General features: G+C 70.1%; 25 protein-coding genes and 1 tRNA gene. 19 read left to right on the plus strand and 7 right to left on the minus strand.

Annotation, left to right across the window (positions count from 1 at the left end; genetic code table 11):
• Positions 1-30 precede the first annotated feature (30 nt).
• A tRNA-Arg gene (locus tag MCHT01_RS16710) sits at positions 31-107 on the plus strand.
• Between the two features lie 136 nt (positions 108-243).
• Here MCHT01_RS16710 and MCHT01_RS16715 read toward each other — a convergent pair.
• The gene (locus MCHT01_RS16715; RefSeq protein ID WP_067066842.1) at positions 244-1320 is read right to left on the minus strand and encodes a CaiB/BaiF CoA transferase family protein; all 1077 of its coding nucleotides are present in this window, start codon (positions 1318-1320) and stop codon (positions 244-246) included.
• A gap of 139 nt (positions 1321-1459) precedes the next feature.
• On the opposite strand from MCHT01_RS16715, the gene greB reads away from it, so the two are divergent.
• Positions 1460-2029 (plus strand): transcription elongation factor GreB, encoded by a 570-nt coding sequence (gene greB, locus MCHT01_RS16720; RefSeq protein WP_067066603.1) that lies wholly within the window; start codon positions 1460-1462, stop codon positions 2027-2029.
• Positions 2030-2086: 57 nt separating this feature from the next.
• On the opposite strand, the gene MCHT01_RS16725 is transcribed toward greB, so the two are convergent.
• Positions 2087-4351, minus strand: coding sequence for a RelA/SpoT family protein (locus tag MCHT01_RS16725; RefSeq protein ID WP_067066605.1), 2265 nt, complete (start codon positions 4349-4351; stop codon positions 2087-2089).
• 269 nt (positions 4352-4620) lie between these two features.
• Here MCHT01_RS16725 and MCHT01_RS16730 point away from each other — a divergent pair, with 269 nt between their 5' ends.
• From MCHT01_RS16730 to MCHT01_RS16745, 4 genes are all read left to right on the plus strand, one after another.
• Positions 4621-5229: a hypothetical protein gene (locus MCHT01_RS16730; protein ID WP_148661570.1), complete on the plus strand. Its 609-nt coding sequence runs from the start codon at positions 4621-4623 to the stop codon at positions 5227-5229.
• Between the two features lie 290 nt (positions 5230-5519).
• Positions 5520-5774, plus strand: a complete 255-nt coding sequence (locus tag MCHT01_RS16735; protein WP_067066608.1) for a hypothetical protein — start codon at positions 5520-5522, stop codon at positions 5772-5774.
• A 117-nt stretch (positions 5775-5891) separates the two neighbouring features.
• The gene (locus MCHT01_RS16740; protein ID WP_067066610.1) at positions 5892-6977 is read left to right on the plus strand and encodes a sensor histidine kinase; all 1086 of its coding nucleotides are present in this window, start codon (positions 5892-5894) and stop codon (positions 6975-6977) included.
• 79 nt (positions 6978-7056) lie between these two features.
• Positions 7057-7956 (plus strand): LytR/AlgR family response regulator transcription factor, encoded by a 900-nt coding sequence (locus MCHT01_RS16745; protein WP_245643363.1) that lies wholly within the window; start codon positions 7057-7059, stop codon positions 7954-7956.
• Positions 7957-8038: 82 nt separating this feature from the next.
• On the opposite strand, the gene MCHT01_RS26805 is transcribed toward MCHT01_RS16745, so the two are convergent.
• The 5 genes from MCHT01_RS26805 to kynB form a co-directional block, all read right to left on the minus strand.
• Positions 8039-8317: a hypothetical protein gene (locus MCHT01_RS26805; protein ID WP_067066611.1), complete on the minus strand. Its 279-nt coding sequence runs from the start codon at positions 8315-8317 to the stop codon at positions 8039-8041.
• Positions 8318-8481: 164 nt separating this feature from the next.
• Positions 8482-10299 carry an aminopeptidase P family protein gene (locus MCHT01_RS16755; protein WP_067066613.1) on the minus strand — a complete coding sequence of 606 codons (1818 nt, stop codon included), beginning with the start codon at positions 10297-10299 and terminating at the stop codon, positions 8482-8484.
• Positions 10300-10473: 174 nt separating this feature from the next.
• Positions 10474-11379 carry a tryptophan 2,3-dioxygenase gene (gene kynA, locus MCHT01_RS16760; RefSeq protein WP_174549063.1) on the minus strand — a complete coding sequence of 302 codons (906 nt, stop codon included), beginning with the start codon at positions 11377-11379 and terminating at the stop codon, positions 10474-10476.
• Positions 11376-12680, minus strand: coding sequence for a kynureninase (gene kynU, locus MCHT01_RS16765; protein WP_067066616.1), 1305 nt, complete (start codon positions 12678-12680; stop codon positions 11376-11378). The genes kynA and kynU overlap by 4 nt, the downstream gene beginning before the upstream one ends.
• Before the next feature lie 77 nt (positions 12681-12757).
• Complete coding sequence (kynB, locus tag MCHT01_RS16770; RefSeq protein WP_067066618.1) at positions 12758-13405, minus strand: arylformamidase; 648 nt, start codon at positions 13403-13405, stop codon at positions 12758-12760.
• A 247-nt stretch (positions 13406-13652) separates the two neighbouring features.
• On the opposite strand from kynB, the gene MCHT01_RS16775 reads away from it, so the two are divergent.
• From MCHT01_RS16775 to MCHT01_RS16835, 13 genes are all read left to right on the plus strand, one after another.
• Entirely contained in the window at positions 13653-16001 is a 2349-nt protein-coding gene (locus tag MCHT01_RS16775; protein ID WP_067066620.1) for a bifunctional salicylyl-CoA 5-hydroxylase/oxidoreductase, read from the plus strand.
• Between the two features lie 106 nt (positions 16002-16107).
• On the plus strand, positions 16108-16896 hold the full coding sequence (locus tag MCHT01_RS16780) for an SDR family NAD(P)-dependent oxidoreductase (RefSeq protein ID WP_067066621.1): 789 nt from the start codon (positions 16108-16110) through the stop codon (positions 16894-16896).
• Positions 16896-17468, plus strand: coding sequence for a MarR family winged helix-turn-helix transcriptional regulator (locus MCHT01_RS16785; protein ID WP_245643365.1), 573 nt, complete (start codon positions 16896-16898; stop codon positions 17466-17468). The genes MCHT01_RS16780 and MCHT01_RS16785 overlap by 1 nt, the downstream gene beginning before the upstream one ends.
• Positions 17469-17575: 107 nt before the next feature.
• The gene (locus tag MCHT01_RS16790; RefSeq protein ID WP_067066623.1) at positions 17576-18415 is read left to right on the plus strand and encodes an enoyl-CoA hydratase family protein; all 840 of its coding nucleotides are present in this window, start codon (positions 17576-17578) and stop codon (positions 18413-18415) included.
• A gap of 8 nt (positions 18416-18423) precedes the next feature.
• Entirely contained in the window at positions 18424-19575 is a 1152-nt protein-coding gene (locus MCHT01_RS16795) for an acyl-CoA dehydrogenase family protein (protein ID WP_067066624.1), read from the plus strand.
• A gap of 33 nt (positions 19576-19608) precedes the next feature.
• The gene (locus MCHT01_RS16800) at positions 19609-21246 is read left to right on the plus strand and encodes a benzoate-CoA ligase family protein (protein ID WP_067066626.1); all 1638 of its coding nucleotides are present in this window, start codon (positions 19609-19611) and stop codon (positions 21244-21246) included.
• A gap of 38 nt (positions 21247-21284) precedes the next feature.
• The gene (locus MCHT01_RS16805) at positions 21285-21719 is read left to right on the plus strand and encodes an acyl-CoA thioesterase (RefSeq protein WP_067066628.1); all 435 of its coding nucleotides are present in this window, start codon (positions 21285-21287) and stop codon (positions 21717-21719) included.
• 13 nt (positions 21720-21732) lie between these two features.
• On the plus strand, positions 21733-22200 hold the full coding sequence (locus MCHT01_RS16810; protein WP_084452826.1) for a RidA family protein: 468 nt from the start codon (positions 21733-21735) through the stop codon (positions 22198-22200).
• 102 nt (positions 22201-22302) lie between these two features.
• Positions 22303-23484 (plus strand): acyl-CoA dehydrogenase, encoded by a 1182-nt coding sequence (locus tag MCHT01_RS16815; protein ID WP_067066630.1) that lies wholly within the window; start codon positions 22303-22305, stop codon positions 23482-23484.
• Positions 23485-23797: 313 nt separating this feature from the next.
• Entirely contained in the window at positions 23798-23992 is a 195-nt protein-coding gene (locus MCHT01_RS26310; RefSeq protein WP_148661571.1) for a hypothetical protein, read from the plus strand.
• Positions 23992-24411, plus strand: a complete 420-nt coding sequence (locus tag MCHT01_RS16825) for a hypothetical protein (protein ID WP_067066633.1) — start codon at positions 23992-23994, stop codon at positions 24409-24411. Before MCHT01_RS26310 ends, MCHT01_RS16825 begins: the two co-directional genes overlap by 1 nt.
• A gap of 123 nt (positions 24412-24534) precedes the next feature.
• Positions 24535-25305 carry a class II aldolase/adducin family protein gene (locus MCHT01_RS16830; RefSeq protein WP_067066635.1) on the plus strand — a complete coding sequence of 257 codons (771 nt, stop codon included), beginning with the start codon at positions 24535-24537 and terminating at the stop codon, positions 25303-25305.
• 104 nt (positions 25306-25409) lie between these two features.
• Positions 25410-25592, plus strand: a complete 183-nt coding sequence (locus MCHT01_RS16835) for a hypothetical protein (protein WP_067066637.1) — start codon at positions 25410-25412, stop codon at positions 25590-25592.
• The last annotated feature ends 124 nt before the right edge of the window (positions 25593-25716 follow it).

Consider the following 25716-nt stretch of genomic DNA (forward strand, 5'->3'; position numbering starts at 1 on the left):
ATGTCTTGTATGAGTTTCTAAAAAGATATTGCGGCTGTAGCTCAGTTGGATAGAGTACTTGGCTACGAACCAAGGGGTCGTGGGTTCGAATCCTGCCAGCCGCACCAATCAGAGGCCAGTGTTTCACGACACTGGCCTTTTTCTTTGCGCGCTCCTCGCGCGGGGGGTGTATGGACGTCGTCCGATGGGACTTCCATTCTCCGCGGCGCCAAGTATCGGAGGGGTGTTCAGCCGAGTATGGTCTTACTCGGTGCGAATATCGTCCGCCAGTTCCCCGCGATTTCCTGCCGGCGTCGCCGGCGTGCGCGACAACTTCGGCGCTGGCATCGCCCAGGCAACGCCGTCTCGCATGAAGAAGTTGCGCCGAGCCTGCTGCTGCGGATGTAGCGGTGCCTCGGCGGCGGTCAGCACCGGCGTGACGCAGGCGTCGCTGCCCCCGAACACGAGCACCCACTCGGCCAGCGGCCGCTCCCGCAGGCGCGCCGCGACCCGGGCCCGCAAGGCCGGCCATTGCGCCGGATCGTCCTGCGGCGGCACGGGCACGAATCCCAGCCGCGTCATCAGCTCGGCGTGGAACTGCGGTTCGATCGCGCCCAGCGACAGCCAGCGGCCGTCGGCGCATTCGAAGCAGTCGTAGTAGGGCGACTGATGCAGGAAGAAGTTGCGCGCCGGATCGTCGCTCCAGAGCCCGTCGGCGCGAAGCGCCTGGATGAGCGAGCCCATGTAGCCGACCCCGTCGAGGATGGCCGCGTCGATCACCTGGCCCCGACCGGATCGGCGCGATTCCCACAGCGCGCACATCAGCCCGAACAGCATCGTCAGCGCGCCGCCGCCGATGTCGCCCAGCAGCGTGGCGGGCAATGCCGGGCCATGACCTTCACGCGCCGCGGCGGGCATCAGGCCGGTGAGGGCGACGTAGTTGATGTCGTGGCCCGCGGTGCGCGCCAGCGGCCCGGTCTGTCCCCAGCCCGTGAGGCGGGCATAGACCAGCCGCGGATGCGCCGCGCACAGCGTGTCGGGACCCAGGCCCAGCCGCTCCATCACGCCGGGTCGGAAGCCTTCGATCAAGGCGTCTGCGCTGGCGACCTGGTCGCGCACCAGCGCCAGTCCCGCCGGCGTCTTGAGGTCGGCCCGCAGGACCCGCTTGCCGCGGTTCAGCGCCGACCCGCCGCCCAGCCGCGACTCGCCGCCGGGGCGTTCGATCACGGTGACCTCGGCGCCGAAGTCGGCCAGCACCATGCCCGCGAACGGCGCCGGGCCGATGCCGGCGAACTCCACGATCCGCAGTCCCGCCAGTGGTCCCGCGCGATGGGTCTCCATCCCTTCGTCCATGCCCTCGTCCCCAGTTGGCGCGCCCGGCGCGATCGGACCACGATAGCGCCTGGGCCACCGATCGCATCAGAGGGGGATCCTCATGGTGAGGCGGCCAGGGGCCGACGTTCTTGGTGACAATGCCGGGATGAGCAAGGCCTTCACCAAGGAATCCGACGCCGCCGGCGATGACGACGACGACAGCCCCTCGCTGCCCGCATTGCCCAAGGGCTCGCGCAACTACATGACGCCGCAGGGCTACGCCCGCTTGCGGGCGGAGTTCATGACCCTGCTGGACGACGAGCGTCCCAAGATCGTGGAGATCGTCTCCTGGGCCGCCAAGAACGGCGACCGCTCGGAGAACGGCGACTACCTGTACGGGAAGAAGCGGCTGCGCGAGATCGACCGCCGCCTGCGCTTCCTGACCAAGCGCCTGGACATCGCCGAGGTCGTCGACCCCAGCGCCCATCACGGCAGCGACCAGGTCTTCTTCGGCGCGACCGTGACCTACGCGAACGCGAAGGGGGAGGAGCGCACCATCACCATCAAGGGCATCGACGAATCGGACAGCCTGGCGGGCGAGGTCAGCTGGGTGTCGCCGATCGCGCGCACGCTGCTCAAGGCCAAGGAAGGGGACGAGCTGCAGCTGGTCACGCCGGTGGGCGTGGAGCTCATCGAGGTGGTCGAGGTGTCGTACCCGAAGCCGGCGGCTGTCTGATCGACCGGATCGGCCCGAACGCCGCCGCGGCCCGGCACCCCGAATCGACGCGGCGCGTCAGGGCTTGACGCGCCAGACCCGCATCACCGCGCTGGAGCGCTTGAGCGTGCGCAGCGTGTCCGCCAGGTGCAGGCGGTCGCGCACCGCCAGCAGCAGCGACATCTCGGCCGTCTCGCGCTGCTGCGAGTCGTCGCTCATGGCGATGTGGGTGATGTCGGCCTCGGCGCTGCTGACGGCGGTCGCGATCTGCGCCAGCACGCCCTTGCCGTTGCGCATCAGCACGTTGACCTCGGCCTCGAAGCTGCGGGTCAGCTCCTCGGCCCAGCCGACGGCGATCCAGTGCTCGCTGTCGCGCTGGAAGAGGCGGCGGCCCACCGAGCACTCGGCCGTGTGGACCACCAGGCCCTCGCCGCGGCCCAGGTAGCCCTTGATGTCGTCGCCCGGGATGGGGCGGCAGCAGGTGGCCAGGCGCACCGACGCGCCTTCGCTGCCGTCCAGCAAGACCTGGCCCTGCGCGGGCGCGTCGTCGGTCGAGAAGCGGCCCATCGTCAGCAGCACCGCGTCGGGCCGCTGGCCCTGCTCGGACAGCGTGCGCGCCAGCTTCTTGGCGACGATGCTGGCGATCTTGCGGCCCAGGCCGATCTCCACCAGCAGCTCGTCCACGTTGCGGTTGCCGGCCCAGCGGGCCAGGTCCTGCCACAGCGCGGCGGCGGTCTCGTCGTCCTCGCGCAGGCTGGGCAGCGCCAGGCCTTCGGCGCGCAGCGCCTGGGCCAGCATCTTGTGACCCAGCTCCTGCGATTCCTCCTGCTCCAGGTTCTTCAGGAAGTGGCGGATCTTGGAGCGCGCCCGGCCGGTGCGCACGAAGCTCAGCCAGGCCGGATTGGGCCGCGCGCCGGCGGCGGTGACGATCTCGATCACGTCGCCGCTGCGCAGCTCGGTGCGCAGCGGGACGGGCTCGCCGTTGACCTTGGCCGCGACGCAATGGTCGCCCACGTCCGAGTGGATCGCGTAGGCGAAGTCCACCGGCGTCGCGCCCTTGGGCAGCGCCATGATCTTGGACTTCGGTGTGAACACGTAGACCGCGTCGGGGAACAGGTCGATCTTGACGTGCTCCAGGAACTCGGTCGCGTCGCGGGTCTCGTCCTGGATGTCCAGCAGCGATTGCAGCCAGCGCGAGCCCAGCTGCTGCGCGCCCTTGGCGTCGCCCTTGCTCTTGTAGAGCCAGTGGGCCGCCACGCCTTTCTCCGCGACCATGTGCATGGCCTCGGTCCGCATCTGGAATTCCACCGGGGTGCCCAACGGGCTGACCAGCGTCGTGTGCAGCGACTGGTAGCCGTTGGGCTTCGGAATCGCGATGTAGTCCTTGAAGCGGCCCGGCTGCGGCTTGTAGATCTGGTGCAGCACGCCCAGCGACCAGTAGCACTGGGGGAGGTCCTGCACGATCACGCGGAAGCCGAAGATGTCGCTGACCTGGGCGAAGCTCAGGTGTTTCTCGCGCATCTTCTTGTAGATGCTGAACAGCGTCTTCTCGCGGCCCTGGATCTCCACGCGCAGGTTGGCCTCGGCGAAGGCCTTCTGCACGTCGCGCTCGATGCGCGAGACCAGGTCGCGGCGGTGCCCGCGGGCCTTGCCCACCGCCTTGGCCAGCGCGCCGTGCCGCCACGGGTGGATGTACTGGAAGGAGAGCTCCTGCAGCTCGCGGTAGATCTCGTTCAGGCCGAGCCGATGGGCGATCGGGGCGTAGATGTCCAGGGTCTCGCGGGCGATGCGGCGGCGCTTGTCGAAGGCCATGTGCTGCATCGTGCGCATGTTGTGCAGCCGGTCCGCCAGCTTGATCAGGATGACGCGCACGTCGCGCGCCATCGCCAGCAGCATCTTGCGAAAGCTCTCCGCCTGCGATTCCTCGCGGGTCGAGAACTGCAGCTTGTCCAGCTTGGTCAGGCCGTCCACCAGCTCGGCCGTCGGGGCCTCGAAACGCTCGATCAGCTCGGTCTTGGTGACGCCGCAATCCTCCATCGCGTCGTGCATCAGCGCGGCCATGATGGCCTGCGCGTCCAGACGCCAGTCGGCGCACAGGCCGGCCACGGCGATGGGATGGGTGATGTAGGGCTCGCCGCTGGCGCGGAACTGGCCCAGGTGCGCCTCGTCGGCGAACTTGTAGGCCTCCCGAATGCGCTTGATGTCCGCCTTGGGCAGGTAATGCAGCCGGGCGACGAGGGCGTCGAAGGAGGAGGCCTCGGAGGCCGTGTCGGGCACGGCCTTGGGGCCGGTCAGCCCTGTCAGGCCCGGAATGTGTGCGGTGGCGAAGGAGCGGAGACCCATGCGCTGGAATTTAACCGAAGGCGACAGGGGTTTCTCCCGCGTGGCTTCTGGCCCGTCGATGCGGTCGAATGCCGCACCGACGCGGGGCGGGGCGCTGGGAATCTAGGGTTTGTACCGATCAAGAATTTGCGATTGCCGCTCAAGTCGCCCTAAAGTCTCAAGGAATCGGGTCGAAAAAGCAGACATGCCCCGAAAGGCTTCTGGTCCGGCCATGCCCGGACCCGGCATCCGCTGGCCGGAATCCGCGGAAACCTCGTGGGAGGCTCGCCATGATTGCTGCCCTGAACAACACAACGACAGTGAACGGTCCCGGTGCGACCACCGGGCAGCCGACCCGCGCGCGTGACTCGGATGCCGTGACGAACGACGGCGCCGAAGCGTCGGCCGTGGTGAGCGTGTCCGCCCAGGCCGTGAGCCTGGCCGCCGCCGACACCGGCGCCAGCAACGCCGCCCCGGCGCCCGCGCCGGCCCCCGATGCCGCCTCGCAATGGCAGGCCGCGCTCCCCGTTGTCGCCCCGCAGGTCCAGACCCAGGCCGCCGCGCCGGCGGCCGCCCCGGCCCCCGCCGCCGTGAGCGCCACTGCCTCGACCGGCACCGGCGTCGCCGCCGCCAGCACCACGACCAACGCCTCCACGACCGCCGCGCCCGCCGCCACCACCGCGTCGACCACGTCCACGCAGCAACCGATCACCCTGGTCCCCAACCTGATCTACGCGCCGGCCGACTCGGACCAGAATGGCGTCGTCTCGCCGGCCGAGCGCCGCGCCTACGACATCGTTCACCCCGAGCTGGGCGTCCGCCCGGCCGAGACCCCGCCACGCCGCGTCGTCGACGCCGAGCTGCGCGAGTACACCAGCATCGCCAATACCCGCGGCTGAGCCCGCCGACGGCGGATCACCGGTCGCTGATCGCCCGCGCGGGCCGTGGGCGGGACGCTGGCGCGCGTCGTTTTCCCGATCCTTGAATGGCATTCGCCCGCGAGTCCCCCATCGGAGGGCCGAGGGCGGGTGGGCCCCCTTTGGAGGGCCCCCCTTGGTCGGCTACCCATCCTTGTCATCGCCGCGCACAGTTCGACTCCGCCGCGCCCGCCCTGGGCGCACCCGGCCGCCGGATGTCCCGGCCCCCGGGCCGCCCAGCCGCCTCGATGCGAGGCCCTCAGGAGTCAGCCATGCATTTCGCCGAGATCGATACCGGGGACTACCGGATCTATGCGGGCGCCATCGAGCGTCCACGCCAGTTCGGCTATGTCGCGGCGGTGGTCGTGGTCCGGATGGACCAGGCGCTGTCCGTGCACAAGCGCGAGGCCTTCCGCGACGAGAACCTGGCCGGCGGCTACGGCTGGGCCACGCCGGCCGAGGCGCTGCGCTTCGCCATCAATGCCGGCAAGGAGGCCGTGATGTGCCGGATCGGGATGTATGCCTGAGCGCGCCCTGGGGCCCAGGCGCCCCTTCCCCGTGGCTCAAGGGGCCCATTCCGTGCTTCGTCGCCTGAGGCCCCGCGCGCGCTTGGATGCCGGCGGCCCGCCCGTTATCGTGCGGGCATGTCGATCCCCGTCCCCGACGGCGCGCCCGCGCCGCAAGCCTGGCATGGCTTCGTCTCCTCGCTGACGCCGCAGCGCGTGCTGCTCGCGCTGGCGATGGCCACCGCGGCCGCGCTGGTGCTCGCCCCGATCTTCATCACCCCGTTCCCCGTCCTGCTGGGTCGCACGCTGTTCGTCGGCATGCTGGCCCTGCTGGCGTTCTCCGCCGCCGGCCAGTGGCCGCGGCGCCTGCCGCGCTGGTGGGCGCGCTGGCTGTTCCAGGTCGTGGTGGTCGCCGCGGCGGTGCCGGTGGCGACCCTGGCGGTCTACCTGGTGGCCGTGGGTGGGGACCTGGCCAGCCTGGTCGAGTCCGAGGCCCGCGTGATGGGCTTCTTCTGGATCGCGGGCTCCGGCCTGGTGGTGGGGCCGCTGCTGGCGATGGGGGCGCTCTACCGCCAGCGCGACGCCGAGGCCCGCAACCAGGCGCTGAGCTTCGAGCTGGAGCGCAGCGAGCTCGAGCGCCAGGCCCTGGACGCCCGGTTGCGGCTGCTGCAGGCGCAGGTCGAGCCGCATTTCCTGTTCAACACCCTGGCCAACGTGCGGGCGCTGGTGGAGACGGGGTCCCCGCAGGCGGCGCCGGTGCTGCGCAGCCTGATCGCCTACCTGCGCGCCGCGATGCCGCGCCTGCAGGGCGAGAGCACCCGGCTGGCCGACGAGGCCGCCCTGGTGCGCGCCTACCTGGAGCTGATGCACCTGCGCATGCCGGACCGGCTGGCGTTCAGCGTCGAGCTGCCGCCGGAGCTGGACATCGTGCGCTTCCCGCCGATGGCGCTGCTGACGCTGGTCGAGAACGCGGTGCGGCACGGCATCGATCCGGGCGAGGAGGGCGGACGCATCGAGGTCGGCGGCGCGCTGGAGGCGGGCGGGCTGGTGCGGCTGTGGGTCAGCGACACCGGTGTCGGCATGACGCAGAGCATGGGGACCGGCACGGGGCTGCGCAATCTGCGCGAGCGCCTGACGCTGTTCTACGGCCTGAGCGCGACGCTGGAGCTCACCGAGAATCGCCCGCACGGTCTGCGCGCCGAGCTGCGTTTCACGCCGCATTGACGTCCGGGTCGTTCCACCGCCGGTGGCGTCGCGACGACCTTCCGGCCCTCCGTTGACGCCGATCCCCTGGATCCCCACGATGTCCCCGACCTCCGTGACCGCCATGTCCCCCACCGCCCTGATCGCCGACGACGAACCGCTGCTGCGCGACAGCCTCCAGCGCAGCCTCGCGCAGGCCTGGCCCGAGCTCGAGGTCGTCGCCCAGGCGCGCAACGGCCGCGAGGCCGTCGAGCTGTTCGAGGCGCACCGGCCGCAGATCGTGTTCCTGGACGTCCACATGCCGGGCCTGAACGGGCTGGAGGCGGCGCGGCAGATCGCGCGTCAGGCGCAGGTGGTGTTCGTCACCGCCTACGAGGAATACGCGCTCCAGGCCTTCGAGCGCGGCGCGATCGACTACCTGGTCAAGCCGGTGGAGGAGGGGCGGCTCGCCGACACGGTCGGGCGGCTGAAGGAGCGGCTGGCCGAGCGCGCCGCCGCCACGCCACGGCCCGGCCCGGATGCGCATCAGCGCGCGCTGGAGGCCGTGATCGACGAGCTCGCGCGGCGCATGGCGAGACCGCCCGGCCTGTCCGGTCCGACGGGCTCATCCGCCACGCCGGGCGCGACCGGCGGCGCCGCGCCCATCCCGGGCGCGGGCCTTGCGTCCGACACCGGTCCGCTGCAATGGATTCGCGCCTCGGTGGGGTCGACGCTGAAACTGATCCCGGTCGACGAGATCCTCTTCCTGCGCTCCGACGAGAAGTACACGCTGGTGGTCACCGGCGAAGGCGAGGCGCTGATCCGCACGCCGATCCGCGAGCTGATCGAGCGGCTCGATCCGCAGCGTTTCGTGCAGGTGCACCGGTCGGTGGTGGTGAATCTCCACGCGATCAGCCATGTGACGCGCGGCCCCAACGAGACCGCCGACCTGCACCTCAAGGCGCGGCCGGAGGTCCTGCCGGTCAGCCGCAGCTACCTGCACCTGTTCCGGCAGATGTGACGCGCGACGCGGGCACCGGGGCGGGCGCGCGGCGCCGCCCACGGGCTCACGGCGGGCGCGCGCCGCGAGGGCTGCGGGGCCGTCAGCGGCCGGGTTGCGCGGACTCCAGCGGCTGCGGCGCGGCGGGCAGCGGAACGTTCTGCGACTTGCCCTGGATCACGACCGGCTCCAGTTGCCACATCAGCGTGCCCACGCGCAGGGCCTGCACGACGGCCAGCACGGCCACCAGGATCACCGCCACCATCAGCGCGCTGTGCAGCGCGCCATCGGAGAAGCGGTGCAGCGCGCGCTCCTCGTTGCCAACGGGCGGGGCGTGCGAACGGCCGCGCCCATGCAGGGCTTGCGAAAGCTTGATGTCCATGATCGCCTCCTCTGGCGTGCATCAGGCAGATCGCCTGAAGACAACTCTAGGCCGCGGGCTGGCGGCCTTCCAGGGAGGCCAGGCGTAAAGAATCGCGCTTCGGTCACGCATTCGGGGCGTTCGTCGCATCGGTCACGGAAGTGCCGGGCGCGCCCGCCCGAGGCTCAGCGCGCCAGCGCTTCGGTGCGCGTGTTCAGCCAGGCCAGCGCGTCGCCGTCGACCAGCGGCGCCAGGCGGCGGCGCACCTCGGCGTGATAGTCGTTCAGCCAGGCCAGTTCCTCGTCCGACAGCAGCCCCACCGCGATGCAGCGCGTGTCGATCGGGCACAGCGTCAGCGTCTCGAAGGCCAGCATCGCGCCGAACTGACCCTTCTCCGGCGTGTCGCGCTCGACGTTCAGCACCAGGTTTTCGATGCGCACGCCCCACTGGCCGGGCCGGTACAGGCCGGGCTCGATGGAGGTGATCATCCCCGGCTCCATCGCCATGTTGGCGTCGGGCACGGCCTTGGAGATGCTCTGGGGGCCTTCGTGCACGTTCATGAAGTAGCCCACGCCGTGGCCGGTGCCGTGGCCGTAGTCCAGGCCGTGGGCCCACAGCGGGGCGCGCGCCAGCGCGTCCAGCATCGGGCTCAGCGTGCCGCGCGGGAAGACCGCGCGCGACAGCGCGATCGTGCCCTTGAGCACCAGCGTGTAATCGCGGCGATGGTCGTCGGTGAGGGTGCCGATGGGCCAGACCCGGGTGATGTCGGTGGTGCCGCCCAGGTACTGCGCGCCCGAGTCGATCAGCAGCAGGCCGTCGCCCTGGATCTGCGCGAAGGACTCGGCGGTCGCGCGGTAATGCGGCATCGCGCCGTTGCCGTTGAAGCCGGCGATGGTCGGGAAGGACAGGCCCACGAAGCCCGGACGCTTGGCGCGCTCGGCGCTCAGGCGCTCGTCGACGGTCAGCTCGGAGACCGCCTCGCCGCGCGCCAGCGCCGCCTCGAACCAGGCGTAGAAGGCGCACATCGCGGCGCCGTCCTGCGCCATCGCGTCGCGGACGAACTCCGCCTCGGCGGCGTTCTTGCGGCTCTTGAGCAGCGTGCTCGGGTTGATGGCCTCGATCACCGCGGCCGTCGCGGGCAGCGCCTCGCGCAGGCCCAGGGTCACGCGGCGCGGATCGATCAGCACGCGGGCATCGGCCGGCAGCGCGCCCAGCGCGGCGCGCGTCTGGTCGTACGGGGCCAGCGCCACGCCGTCGGCGGCCAGGCGCTGCGTCAGCGCCGCATCGATCTTGCCGGGCTGCACGAACAGCGTCGCGCCGTCCGGCGACAGCAGCAGATGGCCGACGAAGACCGGGTTGTAGGTCACGTCCGAGCCGCGCAGGTTGAGCAGCCAGGCCACGTCGTCGACGCTGGAGATCAGGTGGTGCGTCGCGCCGTGCTTGCCCATGGCCTCGCGCACCTGGGCCAGCTTGTCGGCGCGGGTCACCGTCGCCTGCGGGGCGGCGTGCTCGTAGATGGGGGCGTCGGGCAGGCCGGGGCGCTCGTCCCAGGCCTGGTCGATCAGGTCCAGGCCGGTGTCCATGCGGATGCCCTTGGCGCCGAGCGCCGCGCGCAGCTGCTGCGCCAGCGCCAGGCCCAGCACCTGGCCGTCGACGGCCAGGGTCTGGCCGGGCTGCAACTGCTCGGCGATCCAGCCGATGTGGTGCGTCGCGGCGCCGGTGGGGATCTTGAACAGGGTGATGCCGCTGCCCTCGAGTTCGCGCTCGGCCTGGGTCCAGTAGCGGCTGTCGGCGAAGAGGCGGGCATCGTCCAGCGTCACGACCAGCGTCGCCATCGAGCCGGTGAAGCCCGACAGCACCTCGCGGCCCTGCCAGCGGCCGGGCAGGTACTCGGACAGATGCGGGTCGGCCGAGGGCACCAGGATGGCGTGGGCGCCGGCGTTGCGCAGCGCGTCGCGCAGCTTGGCGATGCGCAGCTTGATCTGGGAGAGACGAGTGTCCATGGGGTGAGCCTCGGCGGGTTGGCGGGCAGGGCGCGGAGCAGCCGGATCAGCCGCGCGCGCGGAAGCTGGCGATTGTAGAAGTGACGCCCCCATGACTTCCTTCCGGATGGGCTTCCGGAGACGAGGGCGTGCGCTTCTTGGCTCGCGAAGGCGCTGCGGGGCGCCGTCCCGGCCTCAGAGCTCCGTGCGCAGCGCCCAGAGCTCGGGGAACAGGACGACGTCCAGCATCTTGCGCAGGTAGCTGACGCCCCCGGTGCCGCCGGTGCCGCGCTTGAAGCCGATGACGCGCTCCACCGTGGTCACGTGGCGGAAGCGCCAGAGCCGGAACGCGTCCTCCAGGTCGACGAGCTCCTCGCCCATCTGGTACAGGTCCCAGTGGGCCTGCGGATCGCGATAGACCTGCAGCCACGCGTCCTTCACGCCGTCGTCGGCCGCGTAGGGCTTCGTCCAGTCGCGCGTCAGGTGCGAGGTCGGCACCGCGATGCCACGGCGCTGCATCAGGCGCAGCACCTCGTCGTAGAGCGAGGGCGCCTCGAAGGCCGACTGCACCTCGGCCAGCAGGTCGGGGCGGTGCGCGTGAGGCTTGAGCATCGCGGCGTTCTTGTTGCCGAGCATGAACTCGATGCGCCGGTACTGCGCGCTCTGGAAGCCGCTGCTGTTGGACAGATAGGGGCGGATGGCCGAGTACTCCGGCGGCGTCATCGTGCCCAGCACGTCCCAGGCGTGGACCAGCTGCTCCATGATGCGCGACACCCGCGCCAGCTTCTTGAAGGCCTCGGGCAGGCGATCCTCGGCCACGTTGCCGACGGCGCCCTGCAGCTCGTGCAGCATCAGCTTCATCCACAGCTCCGAGGTCTGGTGCTGGACGATGAAGAGCATCTCGTTGTGATCGGGCGAGAGCGGGTGCTGCGCGCTCAGCACCTTGTCCAGGTGCAGGTAGTCGCCGTAGCTCATGTCCTTGGAGAAATCGAGCTGCGCGCCTTCCTCGCGGACGATGGCCTCGCCGCCCGCGCCCACGCTGGCACTCGCGTCCGTCTTGCCGGCGACGGGTCGGTCGCCATGTCCCATCGGGCAGCTCATGTCACGGCCGCCTTCTTGTTGAAGCGCGCTTCGCGCCATTCGCCGGTGGCCAGCACCTGATGCAGGTGCTCGACCGCATCCCACGCGTCGGCGAAGCCGACATAGAGCGGCGTGAAGCCGAAGCGCAGGATGTGCGGCACCTGCGCGAGCCGCGTCGGATCGCCGGCGCGGTAGTCGCCGATCACGCCGCGCTCGATCAGCGCCTGCACGACCGCGTAGCTCGCGTCCTCCAGCGGCGCCTTCAGCGCCAGGCAGACCTGGCTGCCGCGCAGCGCGGGCTCGCGCGGCGACACGACGTAGACGCCCTGATCGCCGCAGCGTTCCTCGGCCAGCCGGGCGAAGCATTCGGTCAGCGCCAGCGACTTCTCGCGCAGCGCGGCCATGCCGCCGAAGGGCTCGGCCGCCAGCAGCGTGTCCACGCCGCATTCCAGCGCCGCCGTCGACAGGATGGCCGGCGTGCCGCAGATGTAGCGCTTGATGCCCGGCGCGGGCGCGTAGTTCGACGTGAACTGGAAGGGCGCCGCATGGCCCAGCCAGCCGGAGAGCGGCTGCCAGAAGCGGTCCGCGTGACGCGGGTTCGCCCACACGAAGGCCGGCGCGCCGGGGCCGCCGTTCAGGTACTTGTAGCCGCAGCCGATGGCGAAGTCCGCGTTGGCGCCGTTCAGGTCGACGGGGATCGCGCCGGCCGAGTGCGCCAGGTCCCACACCGTCAGCGCGCCGGCCGCGTGGGCGGCGGCGGTGACCGCCTTCATGTCGTGCTTGCGGCCGGTCCGGTAGTTGACCTCGGTGAGCATCAGCACCGCGAGGCGCTCGTTGAGCAGTCCGGGGATCTCGTCGACGTGATCGACCAGGTGCAGCGTCATGCCGTGCTGCTCGGCCAGGCTCTCGGCGATGTAGAGGTCGGTGGGGAAGTTGCTGCGCTCGGACACGATGACCGTGCGGCGGCCCGAGGCGTCGTCGGCCTTGACGATGCGCAGGGCGGCGCTCAGCACCTTGAACAGGTTGAGCGAGGTCGAGTCCGCGACGATGGTCTCGCCCGGCCGGGCGCCGATCAGGCGGCCGATCTTGTCGCCGATGCGGCTGGGCAGGTCCATCCAGCCGGCGGTGTTCCAGCTCTTGATCAGGTCGCGCCCCCATTCGTCGGCGATGACCTGCTGCACGCGGGTGGCGGTCGCCTTGGGCATCGCGCCCAGCGAGTTGCCGTCCAGATAGAGCGTGCCCGCGGGCAGCGAGAACAGGTCCTTGAGCGGCGCCAGCGGATCGGCGGCGTCCAGGGCCAGGCAGTCTTGTCTTGTCGTCATGAGCGTTCCAGACAGATCGAGAAGAAAGGGAAGGGCGATGAATCGCCGCGATGTCGAGCGGCGGCGCTCGTCGGGCGTCAGAGCGCGCGCAGCACCGCGCGCACCGGCGACGCGCAGGCCCCGGCCAGCTTGAGCGGCAGCGCGATCAGCTCGTAGTCGCCCGCGGGCACCTCGTCCAGCACGAGGTTCTCGAGCACGCGCAGGTTCAGTCGCAGCAACTGCTGATGGCTGTCCAGCGTCTTGCTCGTCGCGGGATCGACGCTGGGCGTGTCCAGGCCGATCAGCGTCACGCCACGCGCGGCCAGCCATTCGACGGCCTCCGGCGCGTAGGCGGTGAACTCGGGATTCCAGACCGTGTCGGCGCGCTCGTTGCAGCGCACCAGCACGCGGGGAGGGAGGTCGGCGGCGGCGTGCGCCAGATGCTCGACACGGATCAGCGGCCCGCAACCGATCGCATGGATCACGCGGCAGGGACCGAGGTAAGGATCGAGGTCGACCTCGGCCGCGCTCGCGACGCCGTCGGCGTAGTGCAGCGGCGCGTCGGCATGCGCGCCCACATGCGGCGACATGGTGATCGCGCTCAGGTTCACCGGGCAATCCGGGGACAGGCGGGCGGTCCACTTCAGCGCGTAAGGCTCGTCGCCGGGAAAGATCGGCGCGTCCGGCGCGACCACCGGCGAGATGTCCCACAGCGTTCGCGCGGGACTCGTTGACGTTGACTTCATCTGCTGCTCCTGCCGGCACTCGGCACGGCGGCGCGCACCTTAGCGTGGGGCCGCGGGTCGTGGTGTCGGTTAATTCCAACAAGTCGCCGTCGATCCTGCAAGCCTTCCGCCAGGGTGCCGCGACGGTCCGAGGGTTATCGCGAGGGCCTGCCGGATCCGATGCCCATTTAGTTGACACCTCAACTATCAATGCCTAAAGTGCTTCCGTCAAGCAGTCAACGCTTGCCGCGAGGCGAGCCCCAGCACCATGCGCATCACCTGCATCGGCGGCGGTCCCGCCGGCCTGTACTTCGCGCTGCTCATGAAGCGGCAGGATCCCTCGCATCAGGTCACGGTGCTGGAGCGCAATCGCGCCGGCGACACCTTCGGCTGGGGCGTGGTCTTCTCGGACCAGACGCTGGCCGCGCTGCGCGAGGCCGACCCGCACACCGCCGACGCGATCCTGCAGGCCTTCAACCATTGGGACGACATCGCCGTCCACATCGACGGCCGCACGATGGTCTCCGGCGGCCACGGCTTCTGCGGCATCGGCCGGCGCCGGCTGCTGGACATCCTGCGCGAGCGTTGCGAGGAGCTGGGCGTCGAGATCCGCTACGAGACCGAGGTCGGCGACGACGCCGACATCGACGCCGACCTGATCATCGCGGCCGACGGCCTCAACAGCCGGCTGCGCCAGAAGTACAGCGCGACCTACCAGCCCGACATCGACCTGCGCGACTGCCGCTTCGTCTGGCTCGGCACGACCAAGCTCTTCGACGCCTTCACCTTCGACTTCCAGAAGACCGAATGGGGCTGGTTCCAGGCGCATGCCTACCGCTTCGACGAGACGCATTCGACCTTCATCGTCGAGACGCCCGAGCACGTCTGGAAGGCCGCCGGCCTGGAGGACATGAGCAAGGAGGAGGGCATCGCCTTCTGCGAGCGGCTCTTCGCCAAGGTGCTGGACGGCCACCCGCTGATCTCCAACGCGGCGCATCTGCGCGGCTCGGCGCAGTGGATCCGCTTCCCGCGCGTGGTCTGCAGGCGCTGGGTGCATCACAACGGCCGCGCGCCGGTGGTGCTGATGGGCGACGCGGCGCACACCGCGCATTTCTCGATCGGCTCGGGCACCAAGCTCGCGCTCGAGGACGCGATCGCGCTGGCCAAGGACATTGCCCGCCACGGCGGCGGCGTCGAGAGCCTGTCCGCCGCGCTGGAGGAGTACGAGGCCACGCGTTCCATCGAGGTGCTGCGCATCCAGAACGCGGCCCGCAATTCCACCGAATGGTTCGAGAACGTCGAGCGCCATGCGCGGCTGGCGCCGGAGCAGTTCGCGTACTCGCTGCTGACGCGCTCGCAGCGCATCTCGCATGAGAACCTGCGGCTGCGCGATGCCGGCTATGTCGGCGACTACGAGGCCTGGCTGGCTAAGCGCGCGGGCCTGGACCGCGCCGCGCCGCCGATGTTCACGCCGTTCTCGCTGCGCGGCACGACGCTGAAGAACCGCGTGGTGGTCTCGCCGATGGCGCAGTACTCCTGCGTCGACGGGCAGCCGGCGGACTACCACCTGACCCACCTGGGCGCTCGCGCCATGGGCGGCGCGGGGCTGGTCTTCGTCGAGATGACCTGCGTGTCGCCCGATGCGCGCATCACGCCGGGATGCCCGGGGATCTGGAACGACGCGCAGCGCGACGGCTGGCAGCGCATCGTCGATCACGTGCATGCGAGCTCGACCGCCAAGATCGCGCTGCAGCTGGGTCACGCGGGCGCGAAGGGCTCGACCCGCGTGGCCTGGGACGGCATCGACCAACCGCTGGAGGCGGGCAACTGGCCGCTGATCTCGGCCTCGCCGCAGCAGTACCTGGATGGCGTGAGCCAGTGGTCCCGCGCGATGACGCGCGAGGACATGGACCGCGTGCGCGACGACTTCGTCGACGCCACGCGCCGCGCCGCCGAGGCCGGCTTCGACTGGCTGGAGCTGCACTGCGCCCACGGCTATCTGCTGTCGAGCTTCCTGTCGCCGCTGACCAATCAGCGCGACGACGAGTACGGCGGCACGCTGGAGAACCGGTTGCGCTATCCGCTGGAGGTCTTCCTGGCCATGCGCGCGGTGTGGCCGCAGGACAAGCCGATGTCGGTGCGGATCTCCGCCAGCGACTGGGTGCCCGGCGGCACGACGACCGAGGACGCGGTCGCGATGGCCGCGGCCTTCAAGGCGGCGGGCGCCGACCTGATCGACGTGTCCTCGGGCCAGGTCAGCAAGCGAGAGAAGCCGGTCTACGGCCGCATGTGGCAGACGCCGTTCAGCGAGAGCGTGCGCAACCGCGCCGGCATCGCGACCATCGCGGTGGGCGCGATCTCGGAGGCGGACCACGTCAACAGCATCATCGCGGCCGGCCGCGCGGACCTGTGCGCGATCGCTCGGCCGCATCTGGCCAATCCGGCCTGGACACTGACCGAGGCCGCGCGCATCGGCTATCTGTCCGGCCCGGGCCTGGATTGGCCCCGGCAGTACCAGTCCGGCAAGAGCCAGATGGAACGCGAGTTCGAGCGCCAGCGCGCCCTGAGCGGTGGCGCCGCCGCGCAGGAACAGGCCAACCGCGCGCTGGGCGTGTGAGGGGCATCTCCGACTCGCTCGGGAGAAGAAACATGAACAGCAGCAACGGCAACGGCAGCAACAACGGCGGCGAAGGCCGCGGCAGGCGTTGCGGCAAGGAATCGACATGAGCGACAAGTACCCGCTCGAGGGCCTGCACGCGGTGGTGACCGGCGGCGGTTCCGGCATCGGCGCGGCGATCGCGCAGGCGCTGATCGCCGACGGCGCGCGCGTCACGCTGATGGGCCGGCGCATCGACAAGCTGAAGGAACAGCGCGATCGGCTGAACGTCGACGGCGGTCCGTCGGTCGAGCTGCAGGTCTGCGACGTCGGCGACGAGGCCAGCGTGCGCGACGCCTTCGCGGCGGCGGCCCGGGCGGCCGGTCCGGTCGACCTGCTGATCAACAACGCCGGGCAGGTGGAGACGGCGCCGCTGGGCAAGACCTCGCTGGAGACCTGGCAGCGGCTGCTCAACGTGAACCTGACCGGCAGCTTCCTGTGCAGCCGCGAGGTGCTGCCCGCGATGACCGAGCGCCGCTTCGGCCGCATCGTCAACGTGGCGAGCACCGCGGCGCTCAAGGGCTACGCCTACGTGGCGGCCTACTGCGCGGCCAAGCACGGCGTGCTGGGCCTGACGCGCGCGCTGGCGCTGGAAACGGCGCGCAAGGGCGTGACGGTCAATGCGGTCTGCCCGGGCTACACCGAGACCGACATCGTGGCCGACGCCATCGACACCATCGTCGCCAAGACGGGACGCACGGCCGAGGCGGCGCGGGCCGAGCTGGCCGCCGTGAATCCGCAGGGGCGGCTGATTGACCCGGCGGAGGTGGCGGCCGCGGTGACCTGGCTGGCGCGCCGCGAGAGCGCGTCCATCACCGGACAGGCGATCGCCGTGGCCGGCGGGGAGGTGATGTGATGCGTCAGATCGATCCGATCGGCAAGAACGCCGCGCGCGACGCTGGCGAGACCGGCGAGGCCATGGATGGCGCCGACGAGGGCGCCGGCCTGGCGCTGGACCTCGAGTCCCGCGCGCAGGATGGCGACCATCAGGCCTTGCGCGTCTGGCTGCGGCTGCTGGCCTGCACCACGCGCGTGGAGGACCAGATCCGCCAGCGCCTGCGCAACGAGTTCGGCACCACGCTGCCGCGCTTCGACCTGCTGGCGCAACTGGAGCGCAGTCCCGAGGGGCTCACCATGCGCGAGCTCTCGCAGCGGCTGATGGTCACCGGCGGCAACGTCACCGGCATCGCCGATCAGCTGGAGTCCGAAGGCCTGGTCGTGCGCGAGCCTCATCCGTCGGACCGCCGCAGCGTGACCGTGCGGCTGACACCGGCCGGCCGCCGCAGCTTCAAGCGCATGGCCGCCACGCACGAGGGCTGGATCCTCGAGCTGCTGGGTGGCTGGTCCCCCGAGCAGATGACCCAGGTGATGGGCTTGCTCGCCGGTCTGAAGGGCCATCTGGCGACGCTGGAGACCTCGCGCAAGTAGACAGGGACGCGCCACCCGGCCCCGGGGCCGGGTGGCGCTCGACGAATCGCCCCCTCGCGCGCGTCGCGACCGGTGGGCAGGCAGATCAGGAACAAGGAGCTTCATCGATGGACAGCCATCTCATCACCGGCAACCAGCGCAGCCTGGCCGGCTTCGTGCCGACGCATTTCAGCTGGCGCCAGGAGGGCGCGGTCGGCGTGATCACGCTGAACCGTCCCGAGCGCAAGAACCCGCTGACCTTCGAGTCCTACGCCGAGCTGCGCGACCTGTTCCGCACCCTGGCCTACGTGGACGAGGTGAACGCGATCGTGGTGCAGGGCGCGGGCGGCAACTTCTGTTCCGGGGGGGACGTGCACGAGATCATCGGCCCGCTGACGCGGATGTCCATGCCGGACCTGCTGGCCTTCACCCGCATGACCGGCGATCTGGTCAAGGCGATGCGGGCCTGCCCGCAGCCGGTGGTGGCCGCGATCGACGGCGTCTGCGCCGGCGCCGGCGCGATCATGGCCATGGCCTCCGACCTGCGTCTGGGCACCGCCCGCAGCAAGACCGCCTTCCTGTTCACCCGCGTCGGCCTGGCCGGCTGCGACATGGGCGCCTGCGCGCTGCTGCCGCGCATCGTGGGCCAGGGCCGCGCGTCGGACCTGCTCTACACCGGCCGCAGCCTGGGCGGCGAGGAAGCGCACCAGTGGGGCTTCCTCAACCGCATCGCCGAGCCGGACGCGCTGGAATCGCAGGCCGTGGCCTGGGCCGCGGAGATCGCCGCCGGCCCCAACTTCGCGCATGCGATGACCAAGCGGATGCTGCATCAGGAGTGGACCATGGGCGTGGACGAGGCCATCGAGGCCGAGGCGCAGGCGCAGGCCATCTGCATGATGACGCAGGACTTCCACCGGGCGTATCACGCCTTCGTCGCGAAGCAGCGTCCTGAATTCAAGGGCGATTGAGGCCAGCCATGAATCATCTGAAACACCTGGACTGGCCCTTCTTCGACGACAAGCACCGCGTGCTCGCCCGCGAGCTCGACGCCTGGTGCGCGAAGCATCTGGCACCGGGCGCGGTCGACCACGAGGACGTGGACGCGAGCTGCAAGGCGCTGGTCAAGGCGCTCGGCGAGGGCGGCTGGCTCACGCACGCGGTGGCGGGCGAGGGCGAGGGCATCGACACCCGCGCCATCTGCCTGTTGCGCGAGACCCTGGCGCGACATGACGGGCTGGCCGACTTCGCCTTCGCGATGCAGGGCCTGGGGTCGGGCGCGATCTCGCTGATGGGCACGGCCGCGCAGCGCGAGGCCTACCTGCCGCGCGTCGCGCGCGGCGAGGCGCTGGCGGCCTTCGCGCTGTCCGAGCCGGACGCGGGTTCCGATGTCGCCGCGATGCAGTGTGCCGCCCGACGCGACGGCGATCACTACGTGCTCGACGGGCAGAAGACCTGGATCTCCAACGGCGGTATCGCTGATTTCTACGTGGTCTTCGCGCGGACCGGCGAGGCGCCCGGCTCGCGCGGGATCAGCGCGTTCATCGTGGATGCGGGCATTCCGGGGTTCGAGATCGCCGAGCGCATCGACGTGATCGCGCCGCATCCGCTGGCGACGCTGCGCTTCACGAATTGCCGCGTGCCGATCTCGGCCATGGTCGGCGCGCCGGGCGAGGGCTTCAAGGTGGCGATGCGGACGCTGGACGTCTTCCGCACCTCGGTCGCCGCGGCGGCCCAGGGCTTCGCCCGTCGCGCGCTGGAGGAAGGCCTGAGCCAGGCCAAGGCCCGCGCCATGTTCGGCGCGACGCTGGCCGACCTGCCGCTGACGCAGGCCAAGCTGGCCGACATGGCCTGCACCGTGGACAGCAGCGCGCTGCTGGTCTATCGCGCGGCCTGGGAGCGCGATCAGGGTCGCACGATCACGCGCGAGGCCGCGATGGCCAAGCTGATGGCGACCGAGGGCGCCCAGCGCGTCATTGACGCGGCGGTGCAGCTCCACGGTGGTCGCGGCGTGCGACGCGGCGAGATCGTCGAGTCGCTGTACCGCGAGATCCGCGCGCTGCGCATCTACGAGGGCGCCAGCGAGGTCCAGCAGTTGATCATCGGACGAGATCTCTTGAAGAACGGTTGAAGAACGGTTGAAGAACGGACAAGGACGCCCCCCATGCACCGCACCGCGCATCTGGATACCTTCGCTCGTGACAAGCTCCCGCCGCGGGACCAGTGGCCCGAGCTCATCTTCGAGTTGCCCGAGCTGCAGTTCCCCGAGCGCCTGAACTGCGCGCACGAGCTGCTGGACCGCTGGGTGGCCGAGGGCCATGGCGACCGGCCCTGCGTGGTCGGCGGCGACGGCCGCGGCGGGGAGATCCGCTGGACCTATTCGGAGCTGCAGGCGCAGGCCAACCGCATCGCCCACGTGCTGGTGAACGAGATGGGCGTGGTGCCCGGCAATCGGGTGCTGCTGCGCGGCGCCAACACGCCGCAGCTGGCGGCCTGCTGGTTCGCGGTGATGAAGGCCGGCGCGATCGCGGTGGCGACCATGCCGCTGCTGCGCGCCAAGGAGCTGGGGCAGATCATCGACAAGGCGCAGATCACGCATGCGCTGTGCGACGCGGCCTTGGCCGACGAGCTGGAAACGGCGCGGACGCAGCATCCGGTGCTCGATCGCGTGTGCCTGTTCCGCAGCCAGGCGGCCGACGGGCTGGAGGCGCTGGCCGAGCGCCAGTCGCCTCGGTTCGACAACCTGGACACCGCGGCCGACGACTGCGCGCTGATCGCGTTCACGTCCGGGACCACCGGTCAGCCCAAGGGCACGATGCACTTCCATCAGGACGTGATCGCGATCTGCCGCTGCTGGCCGCGATCCTGCCTGAAGGCGACGTCGGACGACGTCTTCATCGGCAGTCCGCCGCTGGCCTTCACCTTCGGGCTGGGGGGGCTGCTGCTGTTCCCGCTGAGCGTGGGCGCGACGGCGGTGCTGCTGGAGAAGGCCTCGCCCGAGATGCTGCTGCCCGCGATCGCGCGCCATCGCGCCAGCGTGTGCTTCACCGCGCCGACCTCCTATCGCGCGATGGCCGCGATGCTGGCGCAGCCGGGCGCGTCCTTCGACCTGAGCTCGCTGCGCAAGTGCGTCAGCGCCGGCGAGGCGCTGCCCGCCGCGACGCGCCAGCTGTGGAAGGACGCCACCGGCATCGAGATGATCGACGGCATCGGCGCGACCGAGATGCTGCACATCTTCATCTCCCACACCGAGGCCACGGCCCGTCCCGGCGCGACCGGCGTCGCGGTGCCGGGCTACCGCGCCTGCGTGGTCGACGACGAGGGCCGCGCGCTGCCCGCGGGCAGCGTCGGCAAGCTGGCGGTGAAGGGGCCGACGGGCTGCCGCTATCTGGAGGACGACCGCCAGGGCAAGTACGTCAGGAACGGCTGGAACCTCACCGGCGACGCGTACCTGGTCGATGCCGACGGCTACTTCGTCTATCAGGCGCGCACCGACGACATGATCATCTCCGGCGGCTACAACATCGCCGGACCGGAGGTGGAGTCCGCGCTGATGGCGCATCCGGCGGTCGCCGAGTGCGCGGTGATCGGCGTGCCGGACGAGGAGCGCGGCCAGCTGGTGAAGGCCTTCGTCGTGCTCAAGCCCGGACACGCGGGCGACGCGGCGCAGGTCAAGGCGATGCAGGACTTCGTCAAGGCGACGGTGGCCCCGTACAAGTACCCCCGTGCGATAGAGTTCCGCGCCAGCCTGCCGCGCACCGAGACCGGCAAGCTGCAACGCTTCCGGCTGCGCGAGCAGTGATGTCCTCCGGAAGCCCGAGTCCGACAGGAGAGGGACCCATGACGTCGACCTTCGAGCGCGAGGTGCTGGTGCGCTTCGGCCATTGCGATCCCGCGGGGATCGTGTTCTTCCCGCGCTACTACGAGCTGCTCAACGCCTTCGTCGAGGACTGGTTCTACGACGGCCTGGGCATCGACTACGCGACCCTGATCGGCGCGCGCCGCGTGGGCCTGCCGACCGTGCAGCTGCAGACCAGCTTCGAGCGCATCAGCCGCATCGGCGACCGGCTCATGCAACGGCTGTGGATCGAGCGCGTGGGCCGCAGCTCCCTGACCCTGCGGGTGAGCTTCGACGGCGCCGACGGCACGCGGGTCAGCTTCGGCCAGGTGCTGGTGTGCACCTCGCTGGACACGCATCAATCGCAACCCTTCCCGGACGACGTCCGCGCCGCGCTGGTGCGGGCCGTCCAGCAACAGCAATCGTCCGAGCAGTAGAGGAGTCCCGACGATGACGAGCAACACGCATGCCACGAGCGCGCACGGCGACGCGGCGATCCACGCGGCCGCCTCGCACAAGCAGGTGCTGCAGCCCGAGGGCTGGGCGGCACCGCGCGGCTACGCCAACGGCGTGAGCGCGGTGGGCCGGCAGGTCTACGTGGCCGGCCAGATCGGCTGGAACGCGCAATGCGCCTTCGAGAGCGACGATTTCATCGCGCAGGTGCGGCAGGCGCTGGCCAACATCAAGACGGTGCTGGCCGAGGCCGACGCGGGTCCGGAACACATCGTGCGGATGACCTGGTACGTGCTGGACAAGCGCGAGTACGTCGCGCGCGGCCGCGAGGTCGGCCAGGCCTACCGCGAGGTGCTGGGCCGCGAGTACGGCATCGCGATGACCGCGGTGCAGGTCTCGGGGCTGATCGAGGACCGTGCGAAGGTTGAAATCGAGGTGACAGCGGTGGTGCCCCCGCGGGGCTAGGATCGATTCGGTCGCCGCGCCGCCCGACCGGCGGTCCTCGCGCCGAGGCCCCCGCGGGCCGGGCGCGCCAGATTCAGAGACACGAGACAAGCGAGACACATCATGAGCAAAGCCAAGGCCTCCTTCCACTGGGACGATCCGCTGCTGCTGGACCAGCAGCTGACCGACGACGAGCGCGCCGTGCGCGACGCCGCGCGCGCCTACTGCCAGGACCGCCTGCAGCCGCGCGTGCTGGAGGCCTTCCGGCACGAGAAGACCGATGCGGCGATCTTCCGCGAGATGGGCGAGCTGGGACTGCTCGGCGCGACGATTCCGGAGGCGTACGGCGGCGCCGGCCTCAACTACGTCTGCTACGGCCTGGTCGCCCGCGAGGTCGAGCGCGTGGACAGCGGCTACCGCTCGATGATGAGCGTGCAGAGCTCGCTGGTCATGGTGCCGATCAACGAGTTCGGCAACGAGGCGACCAAGCGCAAGTACCTGCCCAAGCTGGCCAGCGGCGAGTGGATCGGCTGCTTCGGCCTGACCGAGCCGAACCACGGCTCGGACCCGGGGGCGATGATCACGCGGGCGCGCAAGGTCGACGGTGGTTATGCGATCACCGGCAGCAAGATGTGGATCACCAACAGCCCGATCGCCGATGTCTTCGTCGTCTGGGCCAAGGACGACGGTGGCCAGATCCGCGGCTTCGTGCTGGAGAAGGGCTGGAAGGGCCTGAGCGCCCCGGCCATCCATGGGAAGGTGGGACTGCGGGCGTCGATCACCGGCGAGATCGTGATGGACGAGGTCTTCTGCCCCGAGGAGAACGCCTTCCCGGACGTGCGCGGTCTGAAGGGCCCGTTCACCTGCCTGAACAGCGCGCGCTACGGCATCGCGTGGGGCGCGCTGGGCGCGGCGGAGGCCTGCTGGCACACGGCGCGGCAGTACACGATGGACCGTCAGCAATTCGGCAAGCCGCTGGCGGCCAACCAGCTGATCCAGAAGAAGCTGGCCGACATGCAGACCGAGATCACGCTGGGCCTGCAAGGCTGCCTGCGGCTGGGCCGCATGAAGGACGAGGGGACCGCGTCGGTGGAGATCACGTCCATCATGAAGCGCAACAGCTGCGGCAAGGCGCTGGACATCGCGCGCATGGCGCGGGACATGCTGGGCGGCAACGGCATCAGCGACGAGTTCGGCATCGCGCGCCACCTGGTCAACCTCGAGGTGGTCAACACCTACGAGGGCACGCACGACATCCACGCGCTGATCCTGGGGCGCGCGCAGACCGGCATCGCCGCCTTCTGACCGCGGCCGTGGAGGCCTCCGGGAGGCCTCGACATGACAAGGGGCGCCGTGGGCGCCCCTTTCCCATTTCCTACGCAGAAGCCTGCAGACCCGCAGGTTTCTGCAGACGGATCGGGCGCCGCAGAAGCGGTCATGAGCCCCTCGAAGAGGGGAGATGGGGAGATTCGAATCCCCCATCGATCACAGGAACGAGTCATTGCTGACGCGCTGCAGCGATGCAAAGCTCGCGGCTCTCCGTCCCTGACGTGTCGCCGATGTGGTCGCCACGGCAGGCATTCCAACGGCCGATCACTCCCCACGCGACACTGACGCCATGACGACCTCGCCCGCTCGCAAGTACATCTCCGTCCACACGATCCGGCGTGCCAACAGTCGCCTGATGACGCGTGACCGGAACCACGAGGCATCGCCCGCGGTCCGCGCTGCGATGCCTTGCCGGGAGGTCATCGTCAGAGCCGCGAACAACGCGCTGGGGCGATGGTTGGCGAAAGCCAAGGTCATCGCTTGATGCTGCATCAGACCTATCAGTCCTTTGTCCAGGATCGCCGTGATCTGGCGGGGCTTCTCGCCTACGCGCTGTACAAGGCGGACAAGGTCGAGTTCATGAAGGCGCATCCGGATGCGGATGTGCTCGGCTTCGTGCTGGGCAGCAACCTTCGGTCGCAGATCGATACCTACCGCATGCGAGCCGAGGTCATGCTTGAGGACATGGCCGAGGAGTCGCTCTCCGACGCCTTGGCCGAGGCCGAAGCCCATCACCTGCGTCGACTGCGGCGACTGGAGCGGACCCTGAGCTTCTGGTCCGGCGTGTGGTCCAACGTGATCGCCAACCTGGTGACGGCCGGCATCTCGATCCTCTTGGTGGTTCTGGTCTTGGGCAGCAAGCTGAACTTCTGGTCGAGTCTCCTGAAATACCTTGGCGAATGAAAGTCCGGGTCGCCCGGAGATGTTCCGTGCTCCTGTCCTCCACGCGACAGCCTCCAGCCCACTCCCGGCGGAGGATCCGCCGCGATCGAGCCCGATCGAGGCTCGCGCGAATGGAGACGCCCCATGGACATCACCGCTCAGATTCCCTCGCTCAAGGGCAAGGTCAGCGACGCCGAATGGCAGCTGCGCGTGGACCTCGCCGCCTGCTATCGCCTCGTGGCCCGTCACGGCTGGAGCGATCTGATCTTCACCCACATCAGCGCCCGGCTGCCCGGTGACTCGCACGAGTTCCTGATCAATCCCTACGGACTCATGTTCGAGGAGATCACCGCGTCCAGCCTCATCAAGGTCGACGCGCAAGGCAACAAGCTGCAGGACACACCGTTCCCCGTCAACCAGGCCGGTTTCATCATCCACTCGGCCATCCACGCGGCCCGACCCGACGTCGCCTGCGTGCTGCATACCCACACCCGCGCGGGCGTCGCCGTGTCGGCGCAGAAGGACGGGGTGCTCCCGATCTCGCAGCAATCGACCTTCGTGCTGGCCTCGCTCGCGTACCACGACTACGAGGGCGTCGCCATCCGGCCCGAGGAGCAGCCCCGGCTGCAGCACGACCTGGGCGAGAAGATCTTCTACTGCCTGCGCAACCACGGTCTGCTGACCGTGGGCCGGAGCGTCGCGGACGCCTTCCTCTCCATGTACACCTTCGAGAGCGCCTGCCAGATCCAGATCGCCGCGCAGGCGGGTGGCGGGGCGCTGACGCCGGTCGACGAGGCCATCATCCGCGGCACCGCGGAGTCCATGCGCGTCCAGACCGGCGGATTGGGCGGCGCCTTCGTGTGGCCGGCGCTGCTGCGCAAGGCCGCCCGGGAGTGCCCCGGCTTCGACGCCTGATTCCGGTCATCGCCCACGATCCGGCGGTCCTCCCACCAACCGAGGGGGCGCGGCGTCGCGGCCCGCCGTTACAGTCGCGACACAAAACAAGACTGGGGTGGGATATGCGTTGGGGTCTGGCGTCCGCCGCCGCCGTGTTCGGCGGGACGGCGGCATGGACGATGTGGTTCGCGGTGCAGGCCGTGGAAACCGACCTGGAGGGCGCGCTCGGGAACGGCGCGATGGCGTTGTTCACGGCGGGGTTGGCGGTCGCCTTCGCGCGCCGTGCCCGATCGACGCGGTCGTGATCGACCCGTGAGTTCACAGTGAAACGATCCTTAACTTGCAGGAACGAAAGAATGATCCTGCGCTGAATTCTGATCCGCTGTCTCCCGCCTAGCATCGAGGCGACCCCGGCGAACGACCGGGGCT

It is taken from the genome of Mitsuaria chitosanitabida ATCC BAA-476 = NBRC 102408, assembly GCF_001598255.1.
GTDB classification, from domain to species: domain Bacteria; phylum Pseudomonadota; class Gammaproteobacteria; order Burkholderiales; family Burkholderiaceae_C; genus Roseateles; species Roseateles chitosanitabidus.

What these genes read in the sequence shown, in the direction of transcription:
- MCHT01_RS16795 (WP_067066624.1), top strand. Translation starts at nt 18,424, where the DNA reads ATGAATCATCTGAAACACCTGGACTGGCCCTTCTTCGACGACAAGCAC.
- kynU (WP_067066616.1), bottom strand. Translation starts at nt 12,680, where the DNA reads ATGACGACAAGACAAGACTGCCTGGCCCTGGACGCCGCCGATCCGCTG.
- MCHT01_RS16780 (WP_067066621.1), top strand. Translation starts at nt 16,108, where the DNA reads ATGAGCGACAAGTACCCGCTCGAGGGCCTGCACGCGGTGGTGACCGGC.
- MCHT01_RS26805 (WP_067066611.1), bottom strand. Translation starts at nt 8,317, where the DNA reads ATGGACATCAAGCTTTCGCAAGCCCTGCATGGGCGCGGCCGTTCGCAC.
- kynA (WP_174549063.1), bottom strand. Translation starts at nt 11,379, where the DNA reads ATGAGCTGCCCGATGGGACATGGCGACCGACCCGTCGCCGGCAAGACG.
- MCHT01_RS16715 (WP_067066842.1), bottom strand. Translation starts at nt 1,320, where the DNA reads ATGGAGACCCATCGCGCGGGACCACTGGCGGGACTGCGGATCGTGGAG.
- MCHT01_RS16725 (WP_067066605.1), bottom strand. Translation starts at nt 4,351, where the DNA reads ATGGGTCTCCGCTCCTTCGCCACCGCACACATTCCGGGCCTGACAGGG.
- MCHT01_RS16825 (WP_067066633.1), top strand. Translation starts at nt 23,992, where the DNA reads ATGCTGCATCAGACCTATCAGTCCTTTGTCCAGGATCGCCGTGATCTG.
- MCHT01_RS16735 (WP_067066608.1), top strand. Translation starts at nt 5,520, where the DNA reads ATGCATTTCGCCGAGATCGATACCGGGGACTACCGGATCTATGCGGGC.
- MCHT01_RS16800 (WP_067066626.1), top strand. Translation starts at nt 19,609, where the DNA reads ATGCACCGCACCGCGCATCTGGATACCTTCGCTCGTGACAAGCTCCCG.
- kynB (WP_067066618.1), bottom strand. Translation starts at nt 13,405, where the DNA reads ATGAAGTCAACGTCAACGAGTCCCGCGCGAACGCTGTGGGACATCTCG.
- MCHT01_RS16755 (WP_067066613.1), bottom strand. Translation starts at nt 10,299, where the DNA reads ATGGACACTCGTCTCTCCCAGATCAAGCTGCGCATCGCCAAGCTGCGC.
- MCHT01_RS16805 (WP_067066628.1), top strand. Translation starts at nt 21,285, where the DNA reads ATGACGTCGACCTTCGAGCGCGAGGTGCTGGTGCGCTTCGGCCATTGC.
- greB (WP_067066603.1), top strand. Translation starts at nt 1,460, where the DNA reads ATGAGCAAGGCCTTCACCAAGGAATCCGACGCCGCCGGCGATGACGAC.
- MCHT01_RS16740 (WP_067066610.1), top strand. Translation starts at nt 5,892, where the DNA reads ATGTCGATCCCCGTCCCCGACGGCGCGCCCGCGCCGCAAGCCTGGCAT.
- MCHT01_RS16775 (WP_067066620.1), top strand. Translation starts at nt 13,653, where the DNA reads ATGCGCATCACCTGCATCGGCGGCGGTCCCGCCGGCCTGTACTTCGCG.
- MCHT01_RS16830 (WP_067066635.1), top strand. Translation starts at nt 24,535, where the DNA reads ATGGACATCACCGCTCAGATTCCCTCGCTCAAGGGCAAGGTCAGCGAC.
- MCHT01_RS16815 (WP_067066630.1), top strand. Translation starts at nt 22,303, where the DNA reads ATGAGCAAAGCCAAGGCCTCCTTCCACTGGGACGATCCGCTGCTGCTG.
- MCHT01_RS26310 (WP_148661571.1), top strand. Translation starts at nt 23,798, where the DNA reads ATGACGACCTCGCCCGCTCGCAAGTACATCTCCGTCCACACGATCCGG.
- MCHT01_RS16730 (WP_148661570.1), top strand. Translation starts at nt 4,621, where the DNA reads ATGATTGCTGCCCTGAACAACACAACGACAGTGAACGGTCCCGGTGCG.
- MCHT01_RS16810 (WP_084452826.1), top strand. Translation starts at nt 21,733, where the DNA reads ATGACGAGCAACACGCATGCCACGAGCGCGCACGGCGACGCGGCGATC.
- MCHT01_RS16835 (WP_067066637.1), top strand. Translation starts at nt 25,410, where the DNA reads ATGCGTTGGGGTCTGGCGTCCGCCGCCGCCGTGTTCGGCGGGACGGCG.
- MCHT01_RS16785 (WP_245643365.1), top strand. Translation starts at nt 16,896, where the DNA reads ATGCGTCAGATCGATCCGATCGGCAAGAACGCCGCGCGCGACGCTGGC.
- MCHT01_RS16745 (WP_245643363.1), top strand. Translation starts at nt 7,057, where the DNA reads ATGTCCCCGACCTCCGTGACCGCCATGTCCCCCACCGCCCTGATCGCC.
- MCHT01_RS16790 (WP_067066623.1), top strand. Translation starts at nt 17,576, where the DNA reads ATGGACAGCCATCTCATCACCGGCAACCAGCGCAGCCTGGCCGGCTTC.